The 17,481-nt window shown below is 53.8% G+C and carries 9 protein-coding genes, 1 tRNA gene and 3 rRNA genes; 4 read left to right on the forward strand and 9 right to left on the reverse strand.

The features are described from left to right. The first annotated feature begins 61 nt into the window (after nt 1-61). Nucleotides 62-886: a glyoxylate bypass operon transcriptional repressor IclR gene (gene iclR / locus HV041_RS18850; protein WP_003844677.1), complete on the forward strand. Its 825-nt coding sequence runs from the start codon at nt 62-64 to the stop codon at nt 884-886. A 21-nt stretch (nt 887-907) separates the two neighbouring features. Here the strand turns inward: iclR and aceK are convergent, their stop codons facing one another. From aceK to metA, 4 genes are all read right to left on the reverse strand, one after another. After that, nucleotides 908-2,656: a bifunctional isocitrate dehydrogenase kinase/phosphatase gene (aceK, locus tag HV041_RS18855; protein WP_121585311.1), complete on the reverse strand. Its 1,749-nt coding sequence runs from the start codon at nt 2,654-2,656 to the stop codon at nt 908-910. 102 nt (nt 2,657-2,758) lie between these two features. Beyond that, nucleotides 2,759-4,063: an isocitrate lyase gene (gene aceA, locus HV041_RS18860; RefSeq protein WP_115601170.1), complete on the reverse strand. Its 1,305-nt coding sequence runs from the start codon at nt 4,061-4,063 to the stop codon at nt 2,759-2,761. A gap of 35 nt (nt 4,064-4,098) precedes the next feature. Continuing rightward, nucleotides 4,099-5,700 (reverse strand): malate synthase A, encoded by a 1,602-nt coding sequence (gene aceB, locus HV041_RS18865; RefSeq protein ID WP_121585310.1) that lies wholly within the window; start codon nt 5,698-5,700, stop codon nt 4,099-4,101. A gap of 268 nt (nt 5,701-5,968) precedes the next feature. Continuing rightward, nucleotides 5,969-6,898, reverse strand: a complete 930-nt coding sequence (gene metA / locus HV041_RS18870; RefSeq protein WP_003841431.1) for a homoserine O-succinyltransferase — start codon at nt 6,896-6,898, stop codon at nt 5,969-5,971. A 157-nt stretch (nt 6,899-7,055) separates the two neighbouring features. On the opposite strand from metA, the gene HV041_RS18875 reads away from it, so the two are divergent. Beyond that, nucleotides 7,056-7,493: an acetyltransferase gene (locus HV041_RS18875; protein ID WP_121585309.1), complete on the forward strand. Its 438-nt coding sequence runs from the start codon at nt 7,056-7,058 to the stop codon at nt 7,491-7,493. 113 nt (nt 7,494-7,606) lie between these two features. Here the strand turns inward: HV041_RS18875 and rrf are convergent. The 4 genes from rrf to HV041_RS18895 all read right to left on the reverse strand — a co-directional run bounded on the left by rrf (nt 7,607) and on the right by HV041_RS18895 (nt 12,644). Further along, a 5S ribosomal RNA gene (gene rrf, locus HV041_RS18880) occupies nt 7,607-7,722 on the reverse strand. A gap of 95 nt (nt 7,723-7,817) precedes the next feature. Next, nucleotides 7,818-10,724 (reverse strand): 23S ribosomal RNA (locus tag HV041_RS18885). A 219-nt stretch (nt 10,725-10,943) separates the two neighbouring features. Beyond that, nucleotides 10,944-11,019: transfer RNA gene (locus HV041_RS18890), tRNA-Glu, on the reverse strand. An 85-nt stretch (nt 11,020-11,104) separates the two neighbouring features. Continuing rightward, a 16S ribosomal RNA gene (locus tag HV041_RS18895) occupies nt 11,105-12,644 on the reverse strand. Together the 16S, 23S and 5S rRNA genes with 1 tRNA gene alongside form the textbook arrangement of a ribosomal RNA operon. A gap of 619 nt (nt 12,645-13,263) precedes the next feature. On the opposite strand from HV041_RS18895, the gene purH reads away from it, so the two are divergent. Next, on the forward strand, nt 13,264-14,853 hold the full coding sequence (gene purH, locus HV041_RS18900; protein ID WP_121585308.1) for a bifunctional phosphoribosylaminoimidazolecarboxamide formyltransferase/IMP cyclohydrolase: 1,590 nt from the start codon (nt 13,264-13,266) through the stop codon (nt 14,851-14,853). A gap of 15 nt (nt 14,854-14,868) precedes the next feature. Then, entirely contained in the window at nt 14,869-16,158 is a 1,290-nt protein-coding gene (gene purD, locus HV041_RS18905; RefSeq protein ID WP_121585307.1) for a phosphoribosylamine--glycine ligase, read from the forward strand. Here the strand turns inward: purD and zraR are convergent. Continuing rightward, nucleotides 16,155-17,480, reverse strand: a complete 1,326-nt coding sequence (gene zraR, locus HV041_RS18910) for a sigma-54-dependent response regulator transcription factor ZraR (protein ID WP_121585306.1) — start codon at nt 17,478-17,480, stop codon at nt 16,155-16,157. The genes purD and zraR overlap by 4 nt on opposite strands. Nucleotide 17,481 lies beyond the last annotated feature (1 nt).

Below are 17,481 nucleotides of genomic sequence, written 5' to 3' on the forward strand. Positions count from 1 at the left end.
TTCTTGCATTATATTTGAATAAAACGAAAATGATTTCCACGATACAGAAAAGGAGTCTGCCATGGTTGCCCCCGTTCCCGCGAAACGCGGTAGAAAACCCGCCGCTACTACTGCGCCCGCAACCGGGCAGGTTCAGTCCCTGACGCGTGGCCTGAAGCTGCTCGAGTGGATTGCGGAATCCAACGGTAGCGTGGCGCTGACCGAGCTGGCGCAGCAGGCCGGCCTGCCAAACTCCACGACTCACCGTTTGCTGACCACCATGCAGCAGCAAGGTTTTGTCCGTCAGGTGGGTGAATTAGGCCACTGGGCCGTAGGCGCGCATGCGTTTATCGTCGGCAGCAGCTTTCTGCAAAGCCGTAATCTGCTGGCGATTGTGCATCCGATCCTGCGCAAGCTGATGGAAGATTCCGGTGAAACGGTCAACCTCGCCGTGCTGGATCAAAGCGATCATCAAGCCATTATTATCGACCAGGTGCAATGTACCCAACTGATGCGTATGTCCGCGCCCATCGGCGGCAAACTGCCGATGCATGCTTCCGGCGCGGGTAAGGCGTTTTTATCCCAACTGAGCGAAGAACAGGTGACTGGGCTGCTGCACCGTAAAGGTCTGCACGCATACACCCACGCCACGCTGGTGTCGCCGGTGCATCTGAAAGAGGATTTGGCCCAGACGCGTAAGCGCGGCTATTCATTTGATGATGAGGAACATGCGCTGGGTCTACGCTGCGTGGCGTCGTGCATTTATGACGAACACCGCGAGCCGTTCGCCGCGATTTCCATCTCCGGCCCCATTTCGCGCATTACCGACGATCGCGTGACCGAGTTTGGCGCCATGGCGATCAAAGCGGCGAAAGAAGTGACGCTGGCGTACGGCGGGTTTCGTTAAGATGGGATTGCCGGGTGGCGGCTACGCCTTACCCGGCTTACGATCGGTTTCATAACGCACGCTGAAACGCTGTTTGCGCCGGTAGGCGTAAACATCTTCCACATGCCCGTTTTTAATCCGCGTTTGCAGACCACGCCAGTAGTCGGCGCTGAACAAGTCAGCGTGCATCTCTTCAAATAGCGGACCAATACGCGGGTCGGCACATAGCCAGTGCCGAAACTCTTCCGGGAAGACATCTCCAGGCGATACGCTGTACCACGGCTCAGCGCTCATCTCATCTTCCGGATAGCGTGGCGGCGGGATATGACGGAAATTAACCTCCGTCATGTAGCAGATTTCATCGTAATCGTAGAACACCACGCGCCCGTGACGGGTGACGCCGAAGTTCTTAAACAGCATATCGCCGGGGAAAATATTGGCGGCGGCCAACTGACGAATCGCGTTGCCGTACTCTTCAATGGCATCGCGCAGTTGTTGACCTTCGACCTGCTCCAGCCAGATATTCAGCGGCACCATCCGTCGTTCGATATACAGATGGCGAATGACAATCTGATCGCCAAGATCGGTAATTTTTTCCGGTGCTTCCTGTAACAACAGCGCCATCAGCGCCGGATCGATTTGCCGTTTATCCAGCACAAAATTCTCGAACTCCTGGGTGTCAGCCATCCGCCCCACACGATCGTGCTCTTTGACCAGTTGATAACAGGCGCGGACGTGGGCGGCAGACATCTCTTTTTGCGGCGCAAATTTGTCTTTGATGATTTTAAACACCCGGTCAAAGCCCGGCAGGGTAAACACCAGCATCACCATACCGCGGATCCCCGGCGCTTCAATAAACTGCTCATCACAGTTGGCCAGGTAGAGCAGATACTCCCGATAACTTTCCGTTTTTGCATGCTTCTGGCAGCCAATCGCCATATACAATTCAGCGGTGGTTTTACCGGGCAGGATCTCGCGCAACCACTCCACCAGTGCGGCGGGCAGCGGGGCATACACCATGAAATAGGAACGGGCAAAGCCAAACACAATGCTCGCCTCCGCCGTCGTGGTCAGGCAGGTATCGACAAACAGCTCACCTTCGTCTGTCCGGTGGATTGGCAGTAAAAACGGCAGCGTTCCAGAAGGGGTAATCAGTTTCCCGACCAGCCAGGCGGCCTTGTTACGATAAAACAGTTCATTCGCCACCTGTAAATGGCAGCCTGCCAACACATCCGCTCCCAGGGTTTCGGTCAGGTGTTCGATGATGTAGTGGATATCACGATGTTTATTCTGCCATGGAAGACGCAGGGGCAGATCGCTAAGGACGCGAGTGAGCAGCCACTCCCAACCTGAATCAGGGAAAAAATCTTTCGCCAACGGGCGTGGGATCGTGCGGAAACGACGCTCTGGCTGAGAACTGAAAATAAACAGCCGCTCGGGAGTCAGCGAGCGGTGGTCAAATAACCGGCAGTAAACGGAGTTAAAAAAGCTCTCCGCAATCTCGAAGCGCGGGTAATCCGGCAATAGCCGGGTGTAATGCTCTTTCACGCGAAGTAAAAAATCCGCATCAGTGCTTTTACCGTCAGTAATGCAGCGCAACTGCTCCACTACCAGACCCACGTGATGATCATAAAGGTGAATACGGCTTTTCATCGCCTGCTGAACCGCATGCCAGTCGGCATGTTCAAAACGCTGCTGCGCGCCGGAGGTGACTTCCAGAAAACGCCCGTACTGGGCGTCGAAACCTTGCAAAATCGTCTGAGCAATCAGTAATTCCAGGCCACGCGTCATCGACTTCTCCCATCCGGCACAACGTCATGCCGGATGGCGCGTTCGCTTATCCGGCCTACATCCCTTCGTAGGCCCGGTAAGCGCAGCGCCACCGGGCATTAATCAAAACTGCGATTCTTCGGTCGAGCCGGTCAGCGCGGTCACCGAGGAAGCGCCGCCCTGAATGATGGTAGTGACTTTGTCGAAGTAGCCTGTACCCACTTCCTGCTGATGGGACACGAAGGTGTAACCGTCTTTAGCCGCCGCAAATTCTGGCTGCTGAACCTTCTCAACATAGTGGCGCATGCCTTCCCCCTGCGCATAGGAGTGTGCGAGGTCGAACATGTTGAACCACATGCTGTGGATGCCCGCCAGGGTAATGAACTGGTATTTGTAACCCATATCCGACAGTTGCTGCTGGAAGCTGGCGATGGTTTTGTCGTCCAGGTTTTTCTGCCAGTTAAATGACGGCGAACAGTTGTAGGCCAGCAGTTTGCCAGGGAATTTCGCGTGAATCGCATCGGCAAATCGCTTCGCCAGTTCGAGATCCGGCGTGGAGGTTTCACACCACACCAGATCCGCATAAGGTGCATAGGCCAGACCACGGCTGATCGCCTGCTCAATACCCGCATGCGTACGGTAGAACCCTTCGCTGGTACGTTCGCCGGTGATGAACTCGCTGTCGTATGGGTCGCAGTCAGACGTTATCAGATCGGCTGCGTCAGCATCAGTACGCGCAATAACCAGCGTCGGAACACCCATGACGTCGGCCGCCAGACGGGCCGCCACCAGTTTCTGAATAGCTTCCTGAGTCGGCACCAGAACTTTGCCGCCCATGTGACCACATTTTTTCACCGATGCGAGCTGATCTTCGAAGTGAACGGCCGCTGCACCAGCCTCAATCATCGATTTCATCAGTTCAAACGCGTTCAGTACGCCGCCAAAACCGGCTTCCGCATCGGCAACGATCGGCAGGAAGTAATCCACATAGCGCGGATCGTTCGGTTCAATACCGGTTGACCATTGGATCTGATCGGCGCGACGGAATGTGTTGTTGATCCGATCCACCACCGACGGGACGGAGTTCGCCGGATACAGCGATTGGTCCGGGTACATGCTGGATGCCAGGTTTGCATCTGCCGCCACCTGCCATCCTGAAAGATAGACCGCTTCAATACCTGCTTTCGCCTGCTGCAGCGCCTGACCGCCAGTCAGCGCGCCGAGGCTGTTGATATAACCTTTCTTCGATTCGCCGTGCAGCAGACGCCACATTTTCGCCGCGCCAAGCTGAGCCAGCGTGCATTCCGGGTTGACCGAGCCACGTAATTTCACCACTTCCTCCGCGCTATATGGACGGGTGATGCCTTCCCAGCGCGGTTGAGTCCATTCTTTCTGTAATTCTTCGATTTGTTGAGTACGGGTTTTCATGTGCAGATGCTCCATATTGTTTTGTGGTGAATGAGTTACGCCAGCAGGCGGTAGCCTGGCAGGGTCAAGAAATCGATCAGTTCATCAGAGGTAGTGATTTGCTCCATCAGGCGCGCGGCATCGTCAAAACGCCCGCTGCTGTAGCGGTGTTCGCCCAGCTCGTCCTGAATCACCAGCATCTCTTCGGCCAGCATCTGGCGAAACAGCGGTTTGGTGACCGGCTTGCCGTTGCTGAGGGTTTTCTGGTGGTGGATCCACTGCCAGATGGAGGTACGGGAGATTTCTGCGGTAGCCGCATCTTCCATCAGACCGTAAATCGGTACGCAGCCGTTGCCGGAGATCCACGCTTCGATGTACTGCACCGCAACACGGATGTTGGCGCGCATGCCTTCTTCGGTGCGTTCCCCCTCACACGGAGCCAACAGCTGTTCGGCGGTAATCGGCGCATCTTCATTGCGGGTCACAAACAGCTGGTTTTTGTGATCGCCCAGTACCTCATCGAAAATCGCCATCGCGGTATCAGCCAGCCCAGGGTGTGCAACCCAGGTCCCGTCATGACCGTTATTGGCTTCCAGCGCTTTGTCCGCTTTGACTTTGGTCAGCACCTGGTTGTTACGTTCCGCATCTTTGCTGGGAATGAACGCCGCCATGCCGCCCATCGCGAATGCACCACGTTTATGACAGGTTTTAATCAGCAGACGCGAATAGGCGCTGAGGAATGGCTTATCCATCGTCACCACCTGACGGTCCGGCAACACGCGATCCGGGTGGTTCTTCAGGGTTTTGATATAGCTGAAAATGTAGTCCCAGCGACCACAGTTCAGGCCGACAATGTGATCACGCAGCGCGTGCAGAATTTCGTCCATCTGGAAAACAGCCGGCAGTGTTTCAATCAGCAGAGTCGCTTTGATGGTGCCGCGCGGCAGATTAAAGCGATCTTCTGCATAGCTGAACACTTCGCTCCACCATGCTGCTTCTTGCCAGGCCTGCGTTTTTGGCAGGTAGAAGTAAGGGCCGCTGCCTTTTGCCAGCAACGTTTTGTAGTTGTGGAAGAAATAGAGGGCAAAATCGAACAGGCTGCCCGGGATGGATTCGCCACGCCAGGTAACGTGTTTTTCCGGCAGATGCAGACCACGAACGCGGCATACCAACAGAGCCGGATTCGGTTTGAGCTGATAAATTTTACCCGCTTCGTTGGTATAGCTAATGGTGCCATTGACCGCATCACGCAGGTTTATCTGCCCGTCGATAACTTTGCTCCACTCAGGAGCCAGCGAATCTTCAAAATCAGCCATAAAGACTTTGACGTTCGCGTTGAGCGCGTTGATGACCATCTTGCGCTCAACGGGTCCGGTGATCTCTACGCGGCGATCCAGTAAATCATCAGGAATACCGCGAATCTTCCAGTTACCTTCACGAATGGAAGCTGTTTCCGAAATAAAATCAGGCAACTTACCGTCATCAATATCCTGCTGTTGTTGGATACGTGCAGCCAGAAGTTTATTGCGTTTCGGCGTAAATCTTGTCACCAGCTCGGTCAGAAACTCCACCGCTTCAGCGGTCAGAATCTGCTGTTCCTGTTCGCCACGCGGCCTGGTGAAGACCAGTTCATCGGTTGTCGTTGCCTGTTGATTCATTGCGTAGTTCCTCGTCATTGATCCAATCACATCCCCAATGCGAACGAAGGATCGTTGTGCGGTTTTCGTTCAGCACAACTAAGACTACTCATTTAAATTTCAAAATCAAAAACAATTTCCATTTTTAATTTAAATATCAATTAACTCATTGATAACAATATAAATAAAATTTAATTACATGATGAGGTGCGTTTCGGAAATAAAAAAGGCACCCGAAGGTGCCTGATTCAACATGCTGAAACGCTTAAGGATCGTCTGCTACAGAAGATTAATCCAGCGTTGGATTCATGTGACGCAGATCATATGGCGTGATCTGATAGACGTAATAGTTGAGCCAGTTAGTAAACAACAGATTGCCGTGGCTGCGCCAGGTTGCCCGCGGTTTGTTTTGCGGGTCATCTTTCGGGAAGTAGTTATAGGGTACTTCCGGCGTTAAGCCCGCTTCGACGTCACGAAAATACTCACTGCCGAGCGTATGGGCGTCATACTCCGGATGACCCGTCACAAAGGCAATACGTTTATCTTTGCTGGCAAACAGGTAGGCATCTCCCTCTTCTGTCTCGGCAAAAATCTCGAGATCGGTGTAGTCCCGGATAAGCGCAGCAGGAAAATCGGCATAGCGCGAATGCGGAGCCAGGAACGCATCATCAAATCCGCGCGTCAGTAGCGCATGAGGGTGAAGAATATGGTGCTCATAAACACCTGAGAGTTTGTCCGTACGGGTTTGCTTAGGAATTCCGTACAGGATATTCAGCGCGGCCTGTACCGCCCAACAAACAAATAGCGTCGAGGTAACGTGATCTTTCGCCCATTCAAGCACTTGTTGAATCTGCGGCCAGTAAGCCACGTCATTAAATTCAACCAGACCCAACGGCGCGCCGGTCACGATCAGTCCGTCAAAGTTCTGATCGCAGATATCCTCGAAATTACAGTAAAAGTTATTCAGATGTTCCGTTGGGGTGTTACGTGACTCTCGGGCATCAATACGTAACAGCTGAACATCTACCTGCAGGGGGGAGTTCGACAGTAAGCGCAGGAACTGATTTTCCGTTTCAATCTTCTTGGGCATCAGGTTGAGGATGAGCACCTTCAGTGGTCGAATTTCCTGACCGGAAGCGCGGGATGTCGTCATCACAAAGACGTTTTCCTCACGCAAGAAATTGACGGCGGGTAGCTCGTCCTGCACGCGAATTGGCATAACCTGATAACCTCACTACATACGTTTAAACGTTTAGACATCCAGACAGCTGAAGATACCCAGGAATCATGCGAATGTCGAGTCTGCATCCTCAAGTTGAGAAAGTTTCACGGCCACTTGCTGTAGAATAGTGCAGCAAAGAAAAAAGGAGAATGCTATGTCCCTTACCATTCGTCGTTCGCGTAAGGACGAAGGCGATAAACTCGTATCTATCTGGTGTCGTTCAGTCGATGCGACGCACCATTTCCTCTCACCGGATTATCGCCTTGAGCTGGAAGAACTGGTACGTTCATTTTTACCAGAAGCTCCGCTATGGGTTGCAGTGACAGAACAAGATGAGCCTGTCGCCTTTATGCTCCTGACCGATCAGCATATGGATGCCCTGTTCGTCGACCCGGATGCACGTGGTCGCGGCGTTGGTAAGTTACTGATTGAACATGCTTTATCAATGACTTCAACGCTAACGACCAACGTTAATGAACAGAATGAACAGGCAGTTGGATTCTATAAGAAGATGAGATTTAGCGTGACGGGACGGAGGGAAGTGGACGATCTCGGACGACCGTACCCGTTACTCAGTCTCGTACACGGGTAGCCGTACTTATTGCCTGATGCGCTGCGCTTATCAGGCCTACAACAGCCTGGTTATCCGGAAATACAGACGCAAAAAAGCCCATCCGTCAGGATGGGCTTCTTCACTTATTTGATGCCTGGCAGTTCCCTACTCTCGCATGGGGAGACCCCACACTACCATCGGCGCTACGGCGTTTCACTTCTGAGTTCGGCATGGGGTCAGGTGGGACCACCGCGCTACAGCCGCCAGGCAAATTCTGTTTATCAGACCGCTTCTGCGTTCTGATGTAATCTGTATCAAGCTGAAATCGATGTCTGTCTTTCGCCAAAACATCTTCGGCGTTGTAAGGTTAAGCCTCACGGTTCATTAGTATCGGTTAGCTCAATGTATCGCTACACTTACACACCCGACCTATCAACGTCATCGTCTTTAACGTTCCTTCAGGAGACTTATAGTCTCAGGGAGAACTCATCTCGGGGCAAGTTTCGTGCTTAGATGCTTTCAGCACTTATCTCTTCCGCATTTAGCTACCGGGCAATGCCATTGGCATGACAACCCGAACACCAGTGATGCGTCCACTCCGGTCCTCTCGTACTAGGAGCAGCCCCCCTCAATTCTCCAGCGCCCACGGCAGATAGGGACCGAACTGTCTCACGACGTTCTAAACCCAGCTCGCGTACCACTTTAAATGGCGAACAGCCATACCCTTGGGACCTACTTCAGCCCCAGGATGTGATGAGCCGACATCGAGGTGCCAAACACCGCCGTCGATATGAACTCTTGGGCGGTATCAGCCTGTTATCCCCGGAGTACCTTTTATCCGTTGAGCGATGGCCCTTCCATTCAGAACCACCGGATCACTAAGACCTGCTTTCGCACCTGCTCGAGCCGTCACTCTCGCAGTCAAGCTAGCTTATGCCTTTGCACTAACCTCCTGATGTCCGACCAGGATTAGCTAACCTTCGTGCTCCTCCGTTACTCTTTAGGAGGAGACCGCCCCAGTCAAACTACCCACCAGACACTGTCCGCAACCCGGATTACGGGTCCACGTTAGAACACCAGCCATTAAAGGGTGGTATTTCAAGGTTGGCTCCATGCAGACTGGCGTCCACACTTCAAAGCCTCCCACCTATCCTACACATCAAGGACCAGTGTTCAGTGTCAAGCTATAGTAAAGGTTCACGGGGTCTTTCCGTCTTGCCGCGGGTACACTGCATCTTCACAGCGAGTTCAATTTCACTGAGTCTCGGGTGGAGACAGCCTGGCCATCATTACGCCATTCGTGCAGGTCGGAACTTACCCGACAAGGAATTTCGCTACCTTAGGACCGTTATAGTTACGGCCGCCGTTTACCGGGGCTTCGATCAAGAGCTTCTCCTTACGGATAACCCCATCAATTAACCTTCCGGCACCGGGCAGGCGTCACACCGTATACGTCCACTTTCGTGTTTGCACAGTGCTGTGTTTTTAATAAACAGTTGCAGCCAGCTGGTATCTTCGACTGATTTCAGCTCCATGAGTAAATCACTTCACCTACATATCAGCGTGCCTTCTCCCGAAGTTACGGCACCATTTTGCCTAGTTCCTTCACCCGAGTTCTCTCAAGCGCCTTGGTATTCTCTACCTGACCACCTGTGTCGGTTTGGGGTACGATTTCGTGTTACCTGATGCTTAGAGGCTTTTCCTGGAAGCAGGGCATTTGTTACTTCAGCACCGTAGTGCCTCGTCATCACACCTCAGCGTTAGTAGTGTTCCGGATTTACCTAAAACACCCGCCTACATGCTTAAACCGGGACAACCGTCGCCCGGCTAACATAGCCTTCTCCGTCCCCCCTTCGCAGTAACACCAAGTACAGGAATATTAACCTGTTTCCCATCGACTACGCCTTTCGGCCTCGCCTTAGGGGTCGACTCACCCTGCCCCGATTAACGTTGGACAGGAACCCTTGGTCTTCCGGCGTGCGGGTTTTTCACCCGCATTATCGTTACTTATGTCAGCATTCGCACTTCTGATACCTCCAGCATGCCTCACGACACACCTTCAACGGCTTACAGAACGCTCCCCTACCCAACAACACATAGTGTCGCTGCCGCAGCTTCGGTGCACAGTTTAGCCCCGTTACATCTTCCGCGCAGGCCGACTCGACCAGTGAGCTATTACGCTTTCTTTAAATGATGGCTGCTTCTAAGCCAACATCCTGGCTGTCTGTGCCTTCCCACATCGTTTCCCACTTAACTGTGACTTTGGGACCTTAGCTGGCGGTCTGGGTTGTTTCCCTCTTCACGACGGACGTTAGCACCCGCCGTGTGTCTCCCGTGATAACATTCTTCGGTATTCGCAGTTTGCATCGGGTTGGTAAGTCGGGATGACCCCCTAGCCGAAACAGTGCTCTACCCCCGAAGATGAGTTCACGAGGCGCTACCTAAATAGCTTTCGGGGAGAACCAGCTATCTCCCGGTTTGATTGGCCTTTCACCCCCAGCCACAAGTCATCCGCTAATTTTTCAACATTAGTCGGTTCGGTCCTCCAGTTAGTGTTACCCAACCTTCAACCTGCCCATGGCTAGATCACCGGGTTTCGGGTCTATACCCTGCAACTTAACGCCCAGTTAAGACTCGGTTTCCCTTCGGCTCCCCTATTCGGTTAACCTTGCTACAGAATATAAGTCGCTGACCCATTATACAAAAGGTACGCAGTCACCCCATAAAGAGGCTCCCACTGCTTGTACGTACACGGTTTCAGGTTCTTTTTCACTCCCCTCGCCGGGGTTCTTTTCGCCTTTCCCTCACGGTACTGGTTCACTATCGGTCAGTCAGGAGTATTTAGCCTTGGAGGATGGTCCCCCCATATTCAGACAGGATACCACGTGTCCCGCCCTACTCTTCGAGTTCACAACCTGTGCATTTTGGTGTACGGGACTATCACCCTGTACCGTCGGACTTTCCAGACCGTTCCACTAACACACAAGCTGATTCAGACTCTGGGCTGCTCCCCGTTCGCTCGCCGCTACTGGGGGAATCTCGGTTGATTTCTTTTCCTCGGGGTACTTAGATGTTTCAGTTCCCCCGGTTCGCTTCATTACGCTATGGATTCACGTAATGATAGTGTGACGAATCACACTGGGTTTCCCCATTCGGAAATCGCCGGTTATAACGGTTCATATCACCTTACCGACGCTTATCGCAGATTAGCACGTCCTTCATCGCCTCTGACTGCCAGGGCATCCACCGTGTACGCTTAGTCGCTTAACCTCACAACCCGAAGATGTTTCGTAAAACACCACCGTGTTGCGAAAATTTGAGAGACTCGAACACACCATTTTTCATTTCTTATTACGGAGAAATGAAACAGTGTGTCGTTTCAATTTTCAGCTTGATCCAGATTTTTAAAGAGCAAATATCTCAAACGTCACCCGAAGGTAAGTTTTGAGATATTAAGGCCGGCGACTTTCACTCACACAAACCAGCAAGTGGCGTCCCCTAGGGGATTCGAACCCCTGTTACCGCCGTGAAAGGGCGGTGTCCTGGGCCTCTAGACGAAGGGGACGTATAAGTCTCAATCGCAAGACGCCTTGCTATTTACTTTTCATCAGACAATCTGTGTGAGCACTACAAAGAACGCTTCTTTAAGGTAAGGAGGTGATCCAACCGCAGGTTCCCCTACGGTTACCTTGTTACGACTTCACCCCAGTCATGAATCACAAAGTGGTAAGCGCCCTCCCGAAGGTTAAGCTACCTACTTCTTTTGCAACCCACTCCCATGGTGTGACGGGCGGTGTGTACAAGGCCCGGGAACGTATTCACCGTGGCATTCTGATCCACGATTACTAGCGATTCCGACTTCATGGAGTCGAGTTGCAGACTCCAATCCGGACTACGACGCACTTTATGAGGTCCGCTTGCTCTCGCGAGGTCGCTTCTCTTTGTATGCGCCATTGTAGCACGTGTGTAGCCCTACTCGTAAGGGCCATGATGACTTGACGTCATCCCCACCTTCCTCCAGTTTATCACTGGCAGTCTCCTTTGAGTTCCCGGCCGAACCGCTGGCAACAAAGGATAAGGGTTGCGCTCGTTGCGGGACTTAACCCAACATTTCACAACACGAGCTGACGACAGCCATGCAGCACCTGTCTCAGAGTTCCCGAAGGCACCAATCCATCTCTGGAAAGTTCTCTGGATGTCAAGAGTAGGTAAGGTTCTTCGCGTTGCATCGAATTAAACCACATGCTCCACCGCTTGTGCGGGCCCCCGTCAATTCATTTGAGTTTTAACCTTGCGGCCGTACTCCCCAGGCGGTCGACTTAACGCGTTAGCTCCGGAAGCCACGCCTCAAGGGCACAACCTCCAAGTCGACATCGTTTACGGCGTGGACTACCAGGGTATCTAATCCTGTTTGCTCCCCACGCTTTCGCACCTGAGCGTCAGTCTTTGTCCAGGGGGCCGCCTTCGCCACCGGTATTCCTCCAGATCTCTACGCATTTCACCGCTACACCTGGAATTCTACCCCCCTCTACAAGACTCTAGCCTGCCAGTTTCGGATGCAGTTCCCAGGTTGAGCCCGGGGATTTCACATCCGACTTGACAGACCGCCTGCGTGCGCTTTACGCCCAGTAATTCCGATTAACGCTTGCACCCTCCGTATTACCGCGGCTGCTGGCACGGAGTTAGCCGGTGCTTCTTCTGCGAGTAACGTCAATTGCTAAGGTTATTAACCTCAACACCTTCCTCCTCGCTGAAAGTACTTTACAACCCGAAGGCCTTCTTCATACACGCGGCATGGCTGCATCAGGCTTGCGCCCATTGTGCAATATTCCCCACTGCTGCCTCCCGTAGGAGTCTGGACCGTGTCTCAGTTCCAGTGTGGCTGGTCATCCTCTCAGACCAGCTAGGGATCGTCGCCTAGGTGAGCCGTTACCCCACCTACTAGCTAATCCCATCTGGGCACATCCGATGGCAAGAGGCCCGAAGGTCCCCCTCTTTGGTCTTGCGACGTTATGCGGTATTAGCTACCGTTTCCAGTAGTTATCCCCCTCCATCGGGCAGTTTCCCAGACATTACTCACCCGTCCGCCACTCGTCACCCAAGAGCAAGCTCTCTGTGCTACCGTTCGACTTGCATGTGTTAGGCCTGCCGCCAGCGTTCAATCTGAGCCATGATCAAACTCTTCAATTTAAGTTTGATGCTCGTGAATTAAACTTCGTAATGAATTACGTGTTCACTCAGAGACTTGGTATTCATTTTTCGTCTTGCGACGTTAAGAATCCGTATCTTCGAGTGCCCACACAGATTGTCTGATAAATTGTTAAAGAGCAGTTGCGACGCGCTTTAGCGCTCTGTCGCGAGGTGGCGTATATTACGCTTTCCTCTTTCAGAGTCAACCCTCATTTTCAGGTTTTTCTCTTCAACCGGCCCGGCTGTTTGTGTGAAGTGATTCACATCCGCCGTGTCGATGGAGGCGCATTATAGGGAGTTTCCCTCAGCCCGCAACCCTTAAATGACAGAAAAATGACTGACTGCTGCAATCCCCAGCAGAACCCCGCCTTATACCCATTTACACACAGAGTTATCCACAAAAATAAGGTTCTCTTTCGAGAGTCACCTGGTTTTATCCCTCATCTATAGAGATGAAATAATGGAATTGAGGTAAAGAGAAAAATTCGCGAGCGTTGCGCAAACGTTTTCGTTACAATGCCCCCGCACAACAAGGATGCCCCGTAAGGGGCGTTAGCTGAGTTTTTAGCCAAGAATTCACCTAACGCTCTCTGTAATAGTCAAATCCAGGGGATTTACCATGCAACAACGTCGTCCAGTCCGCCGCGCTCTGCTCAGTGTTTCTGACAAGGCCGGTATCATCGAATTCGCTCAGGCACTTTCCGCACGTGGTGTGGAGCTGCTGTCTACAGGTGGCACTGCGCGCCTGTTAGCGGAGAAAGGTCTGCCAGTGACCGAAGTTTCCGATTACACCGGCTTCCCGGAAATGATGGATGGACGCGTGAAGACCCTGCATCCGAAGGTCCACGGCGGCATCCTCGGTCGTCGTGGCCAGGATGATGCCATTATGGAACAACACCACATTGCTCCTATCGATATGGTTGTCGTTAACCTGTATCCGTTCGCCGAGACCGTCGCCCGCGAAGGATGTTCTCTGGAAGATGCCGTAGAGAACATTGATATCGGCGGCCCGACCATGGTGCGCTCCGCTGCCAAGAACCATAAAGATGTAGCTATCGTTGTGAAGAGCAGCGACTACGACGCCATTATTAAAGAGATGGATGCCAACGACGGTTCTCTGACCCTCGACACCCGTTTCGATCTCGCGATTAAAGCCTTCGAACACACTGCCGCTTACGACAGCATGATCGCCAACTACTTCGGCAGCATGGTTCCGGCCTACCACGGTGAAAGCAAAGAAGCCGCCGGTCGCTTCCCGCGTACGCTGAACCTGAACTTCATTAAGAAGCAGGATATGCGCTACGGCGAGAACAGCCATCAGCAGGCTGCCTTCTATATAGAAGAGAATGTTAAAGAAGCGTCCGTTGCCACCGCGCAGCAGGTTCAGGGTAAAGCGCTTTCCTACAACAACATCGCTGATACCGATGCGGCACTGGAGTGCGTGAAAGAATTCAACGAGCCAGCCTGTGTGATCGTCAAACACGCGAACCCGTGTGGTGTAGCAGTAAGTACCTCTATTCTTGACGCTTACGATCGTGCTTACAAAACCGACCCGACCTCCGCATTCGGCGGCATCATCGCCTTTAACCGCGAGCTGGATGCCGAAACCGCGCAGGCGATCATCTCCCGCCAGTTCGTGGAAGTGATCATCGCCCCATCGGCTACCGAAGACGCACTGAAGATCACCGCTGCCAAACAGAACGTTCGTGTTCTGACCTGCGGCCAGTGGGCACAGCGTGTGCCGGGTCTGGACTTCAAACGCGTTAACGGCGGCCTGCTGGTTCAGGACCGCGACCTCGGTATGGTGAGCGAAGCTGAACTGCGCGTAGTGACCAAACGCCAGCCGACCGGGCAGGAGCTGCGCGATGCGCTGTTCTGCTGGAAAGTGGCGAAGTTCGTGAAATCCAACGCCATTGTTTATGCCAAAGAGAACATGACTATTGGCATAGGCGCAGGCCAGATGAGCCGCGTTTACTCCGCGAAAATCGCCGGGATTAAAGCCGCCGACGAAGGCCTGGAAGTGAAAGGTTCCTCTATGGCGTCCGACGCGTTCTTCCCGTTCCGCGACGGGATTGATGCCGCTGCTGCCGCCGGTGTGACCTGCGTGATCCAGCCGGGTGGTTCTATTCGCGATGACGAAGTGATTGCCGCCGCCAATGAACACGGCATTGCGATGGTATTTACCGACATGCGCCACTTCCGCCATTAATCCACGGAGCAGACGATGAAAGTATTAGTGATTGGCAACGGCGGGCGCGAGCACGCCCTGGCGTGGAAAGCGGCACAGTCGCCAAAAGTCGAAACGGTATTTGTCGCCCCGGGTAACGCAGGCACCGCGCTGGAACCCACGCTGCAAAACGTGGCCATCGGCGTAACCGATATCCCAGCGCTGCTGGCCTTTGCCCAGAACGAGAAGATCGATCTGACCATCGTTGGTCCGGAAGCGCCGCTGGTGATTGGCGTGGTCGATGCGTTCCGCGCCGCCGGTCTGAAAATCTTCGGCCCAACGGAAGGTGCCGCGCAGTTGGAAGGCTCCAAAGCCTTCACCAAAGATTTCCTTGCGCGCCATCAGATTCCAACGGCGGAGTACCAAAACTTCACCGAAATCGAACCTGCGCTGGCTTACCTGCGCGAGAAAGGCGCGCCGATCGTTATCAAAGCCGACGGTCTGGCCGCTGGCAAAGGCGTGATTGTGGCGATGACGCTGGAGGAAGCGGAAGCCGCGGTTCATGATATGCTGGCCGGTAACGCGTTTGGCGACGCGGGCCACCGCATCGTTATCGAAGAGTTCCTCGACGGTGAAGAAGCGAGCTTTATCGTGATGGTCGATGGCGAGCACGTGCTGCCGATGGCCACCAGCCAGGACCACAAACGCGTGGGCAACGGCGATACCGGTCCTAATACCGGCGGGATGGGTGCCTACTCTCCAGCACCGGTAGTGACTGACGAAGTCCACCAGCGCACCATGGAACGCATCATCTGGCCAACGGTGAAAGGCATGGCGGCGGAAGGTAACACCTACACCGGTTTCCTCTATGCGGGTCTGATGATCGATAAGCAGGGCAATCCGAAGGTTATCGAGTTTAACTGCCGCTTCGGCGATCCGGAAACCCAGCCGATCATGCTGCGCATGAAATCTGACCTCGTGGATCTGTGTCTCGCCGCCTGCGACGGCAAGCTGGACGAGAAAACCTCCGAGTGGGACGAGCGCGCCTCGCTGGGTGTGGTCATTGCCGCGGGCGGTTATCCGGGCAACTACAACACCGGCGATGAGATCCACGGCCTGCCGCTGGAAGAAGTTGCTGGCGGGAAAGTGTTCCACGCAGGAACGACGCTGTCTGCTGACGATCGCGTGTTGACCAACGGCGGTCGCGTGCTGTGCGCGACCGCGCTGGGCAACACCGTGGCTGAAGCGCAGAAACGCGCTTACGCCCTGATGACCGACATCCGCTGGGACGGCAGCTTCAGCCGTAACGACATCGGCTGGCGCGCCATCGAACGCGAGCAACGCTAACGCGAAATTTTCGCCAGCAGCGTTTTACGCGTAATGCCTAACTGACGGGCGGCTTCGGTTTTATTGCCGCCCGTTTTTTCAAGCGCCGCCAGAATCACCTCCTTTTCGACATCCACCAGCGGTTGGATCTCGCCACTGAATTCCGTTTTTATCGGCGTCGCGGCAATCGCCATCGGCAGTTCACGTTCGGAAATATATTCCCCCGTCAGCAGCACCACCGAGCGCTCAATCGCATTTTCCAGCTCACGAATATTGCCCGGCCAGTCGTAGTGGATCAGCAGATCCATCGCCTGCGGCGTAAAGCCTTTCACCGCTTTACGGTTACGCGCGGCAAAACGCTGGAGAAAATGTTCGGCTAACAGCGGAATATCTTCCCGGCGCTGGCACAGCGCTGGCATTTCAATGGTGACGACGTTCAGACGATAATAGAGATCCTGACGAAAGCGCCCGGCGCTGACTTCCTCTGCCAGATCACGATGCGTAGCGGCTATCAGCCGGACATCAACCGCAATAGTCTGGTTGCTGCCAACCCGCTGTACTTCTCGCTCCTGGATAGCCCGCAGCAGACGCACCTGCATCAGCGGTGAGATATCGCCAATTTCATCAAGAAATAACGTGCCACCATCGGCTTCCACAAAGCGCCCTTCCCGTCGTTTATCCGCCCCGGTAAACGCCCCTTTCTCGTGACCAAAAAGTTCGGACTCCAGCAGCGATTCATTAAGCGCCGCGCAGTTGAGCGTCACCAGCGGCTTATCGCGACGGGCGCTGCAGGCATGCAGCGCCCGGGCCACCAACTCTTTCCCCGTGCCGGAGTCTCCGTGAATGAGCACTGTCGCATCTGAGGGCGCAACCATCGCGATTTCATTAAGCAACTTCTGCATCGCCGGACTGCTGCCAATCATGCCAAACTGTACCGCCGACGCCGATGGCAGTTCGGCGCCCATTTCCCGCGTATGCGCCAGCGCCTTTTCCAGCGTCTCCTGCAGACGGTCAAAATCCAGCGGCTTGATTAAGTAGTCCAGCGCCCCGGTTTTAAGCGCCTCAACGGCGGTCTCTACGCTGGAGAACGCCGTCATGATCAAGACCGGAATCGCCGGATTCAGCGCTTTAATCTCTTTCAGCGTTGCGATGCCGTCCATCTCCGCCATGCGTACATCACACAGCACTAAATCAAATACGCGTTCGCGCGCCTGTTCCAGCGCCGCTCGCCCGCTATAGGCCAGCGCGACCTCATAACCCCAGCCGCGCAGCAGCGCCTGTAAAATAGTGCAGTGGCTGATATCGTCATCTACTACCAGAATATTGATTTTTCCGCGCGTCATC

It is taken from the genome of Citrobacter sp. RHBSTW-00029, assembly GCF_014104295.1.
GTDB classification, from domain to species: Bacteria; Pseudomonadota; Gammaproteobacteria; order Enterobacterales; family Enterobacteriaceae; genus Citrobacter; species Citrobacter youngae.

Coding starts and splice junctions, on each gene's coding strand:
- zraR (WP_121585306.1), bottom strand. CDS start 17,480: ATGACGCGCGGAAAAATCAATATTCTGGTAGTAGATGACGATATCAGC.
- aceA (WP_115601170.1), bottom strand. CDS start 4,063: ATGAAAACCCGTACTCAACAAATCGAAGAATTACAGAAAGAATGGACT.
- purH (WP_121585308.1), top strand. CDS start 13,264: ATGCAACAACGTCGTCCAGTCCGCCGCGCTCTGCTCAGTGTTTCTGAC.
- metA (WP_003841431.1), bottom strand. CDS start 6,898: ATGCCAATTCGCGTGCAGGACGAGCTACCCGCCGTCAATTTCTTGCGT.
- aceB (WP_121585310.1), bottom strand. CDS start 5,700: ATGAATCAACAGGCAACGACAACCGATGAACTGGTCTTCACCAGGCCG.
- HV041_RS18875 (WP_121585309.1), top strand. CDS start 7,056: ATGTCCCTTACCATTCGTCGTTCGCGTAAGGACGAAGGCGATAAACTC.
- iclR (WP_003844677.1), top strand. CDS start 62: ATGGTTGCCCCCGTTCCCGCGAAACGCGGTAGAAAACCCGCCGCTACT.
- purD (WP_121585307.1), top strand. CDS start 14,869: ATGAAAGTATTAGTGATTGGCAACGGCGGGCGCGAGCACGCCCTGGCG.
- aceK (WP_121585311.1), bottom strand. CDS start 2,656: ATGACGCGTGGCCTGGAATTACTGATTGCTCAGACGATTTTGCAAGGT.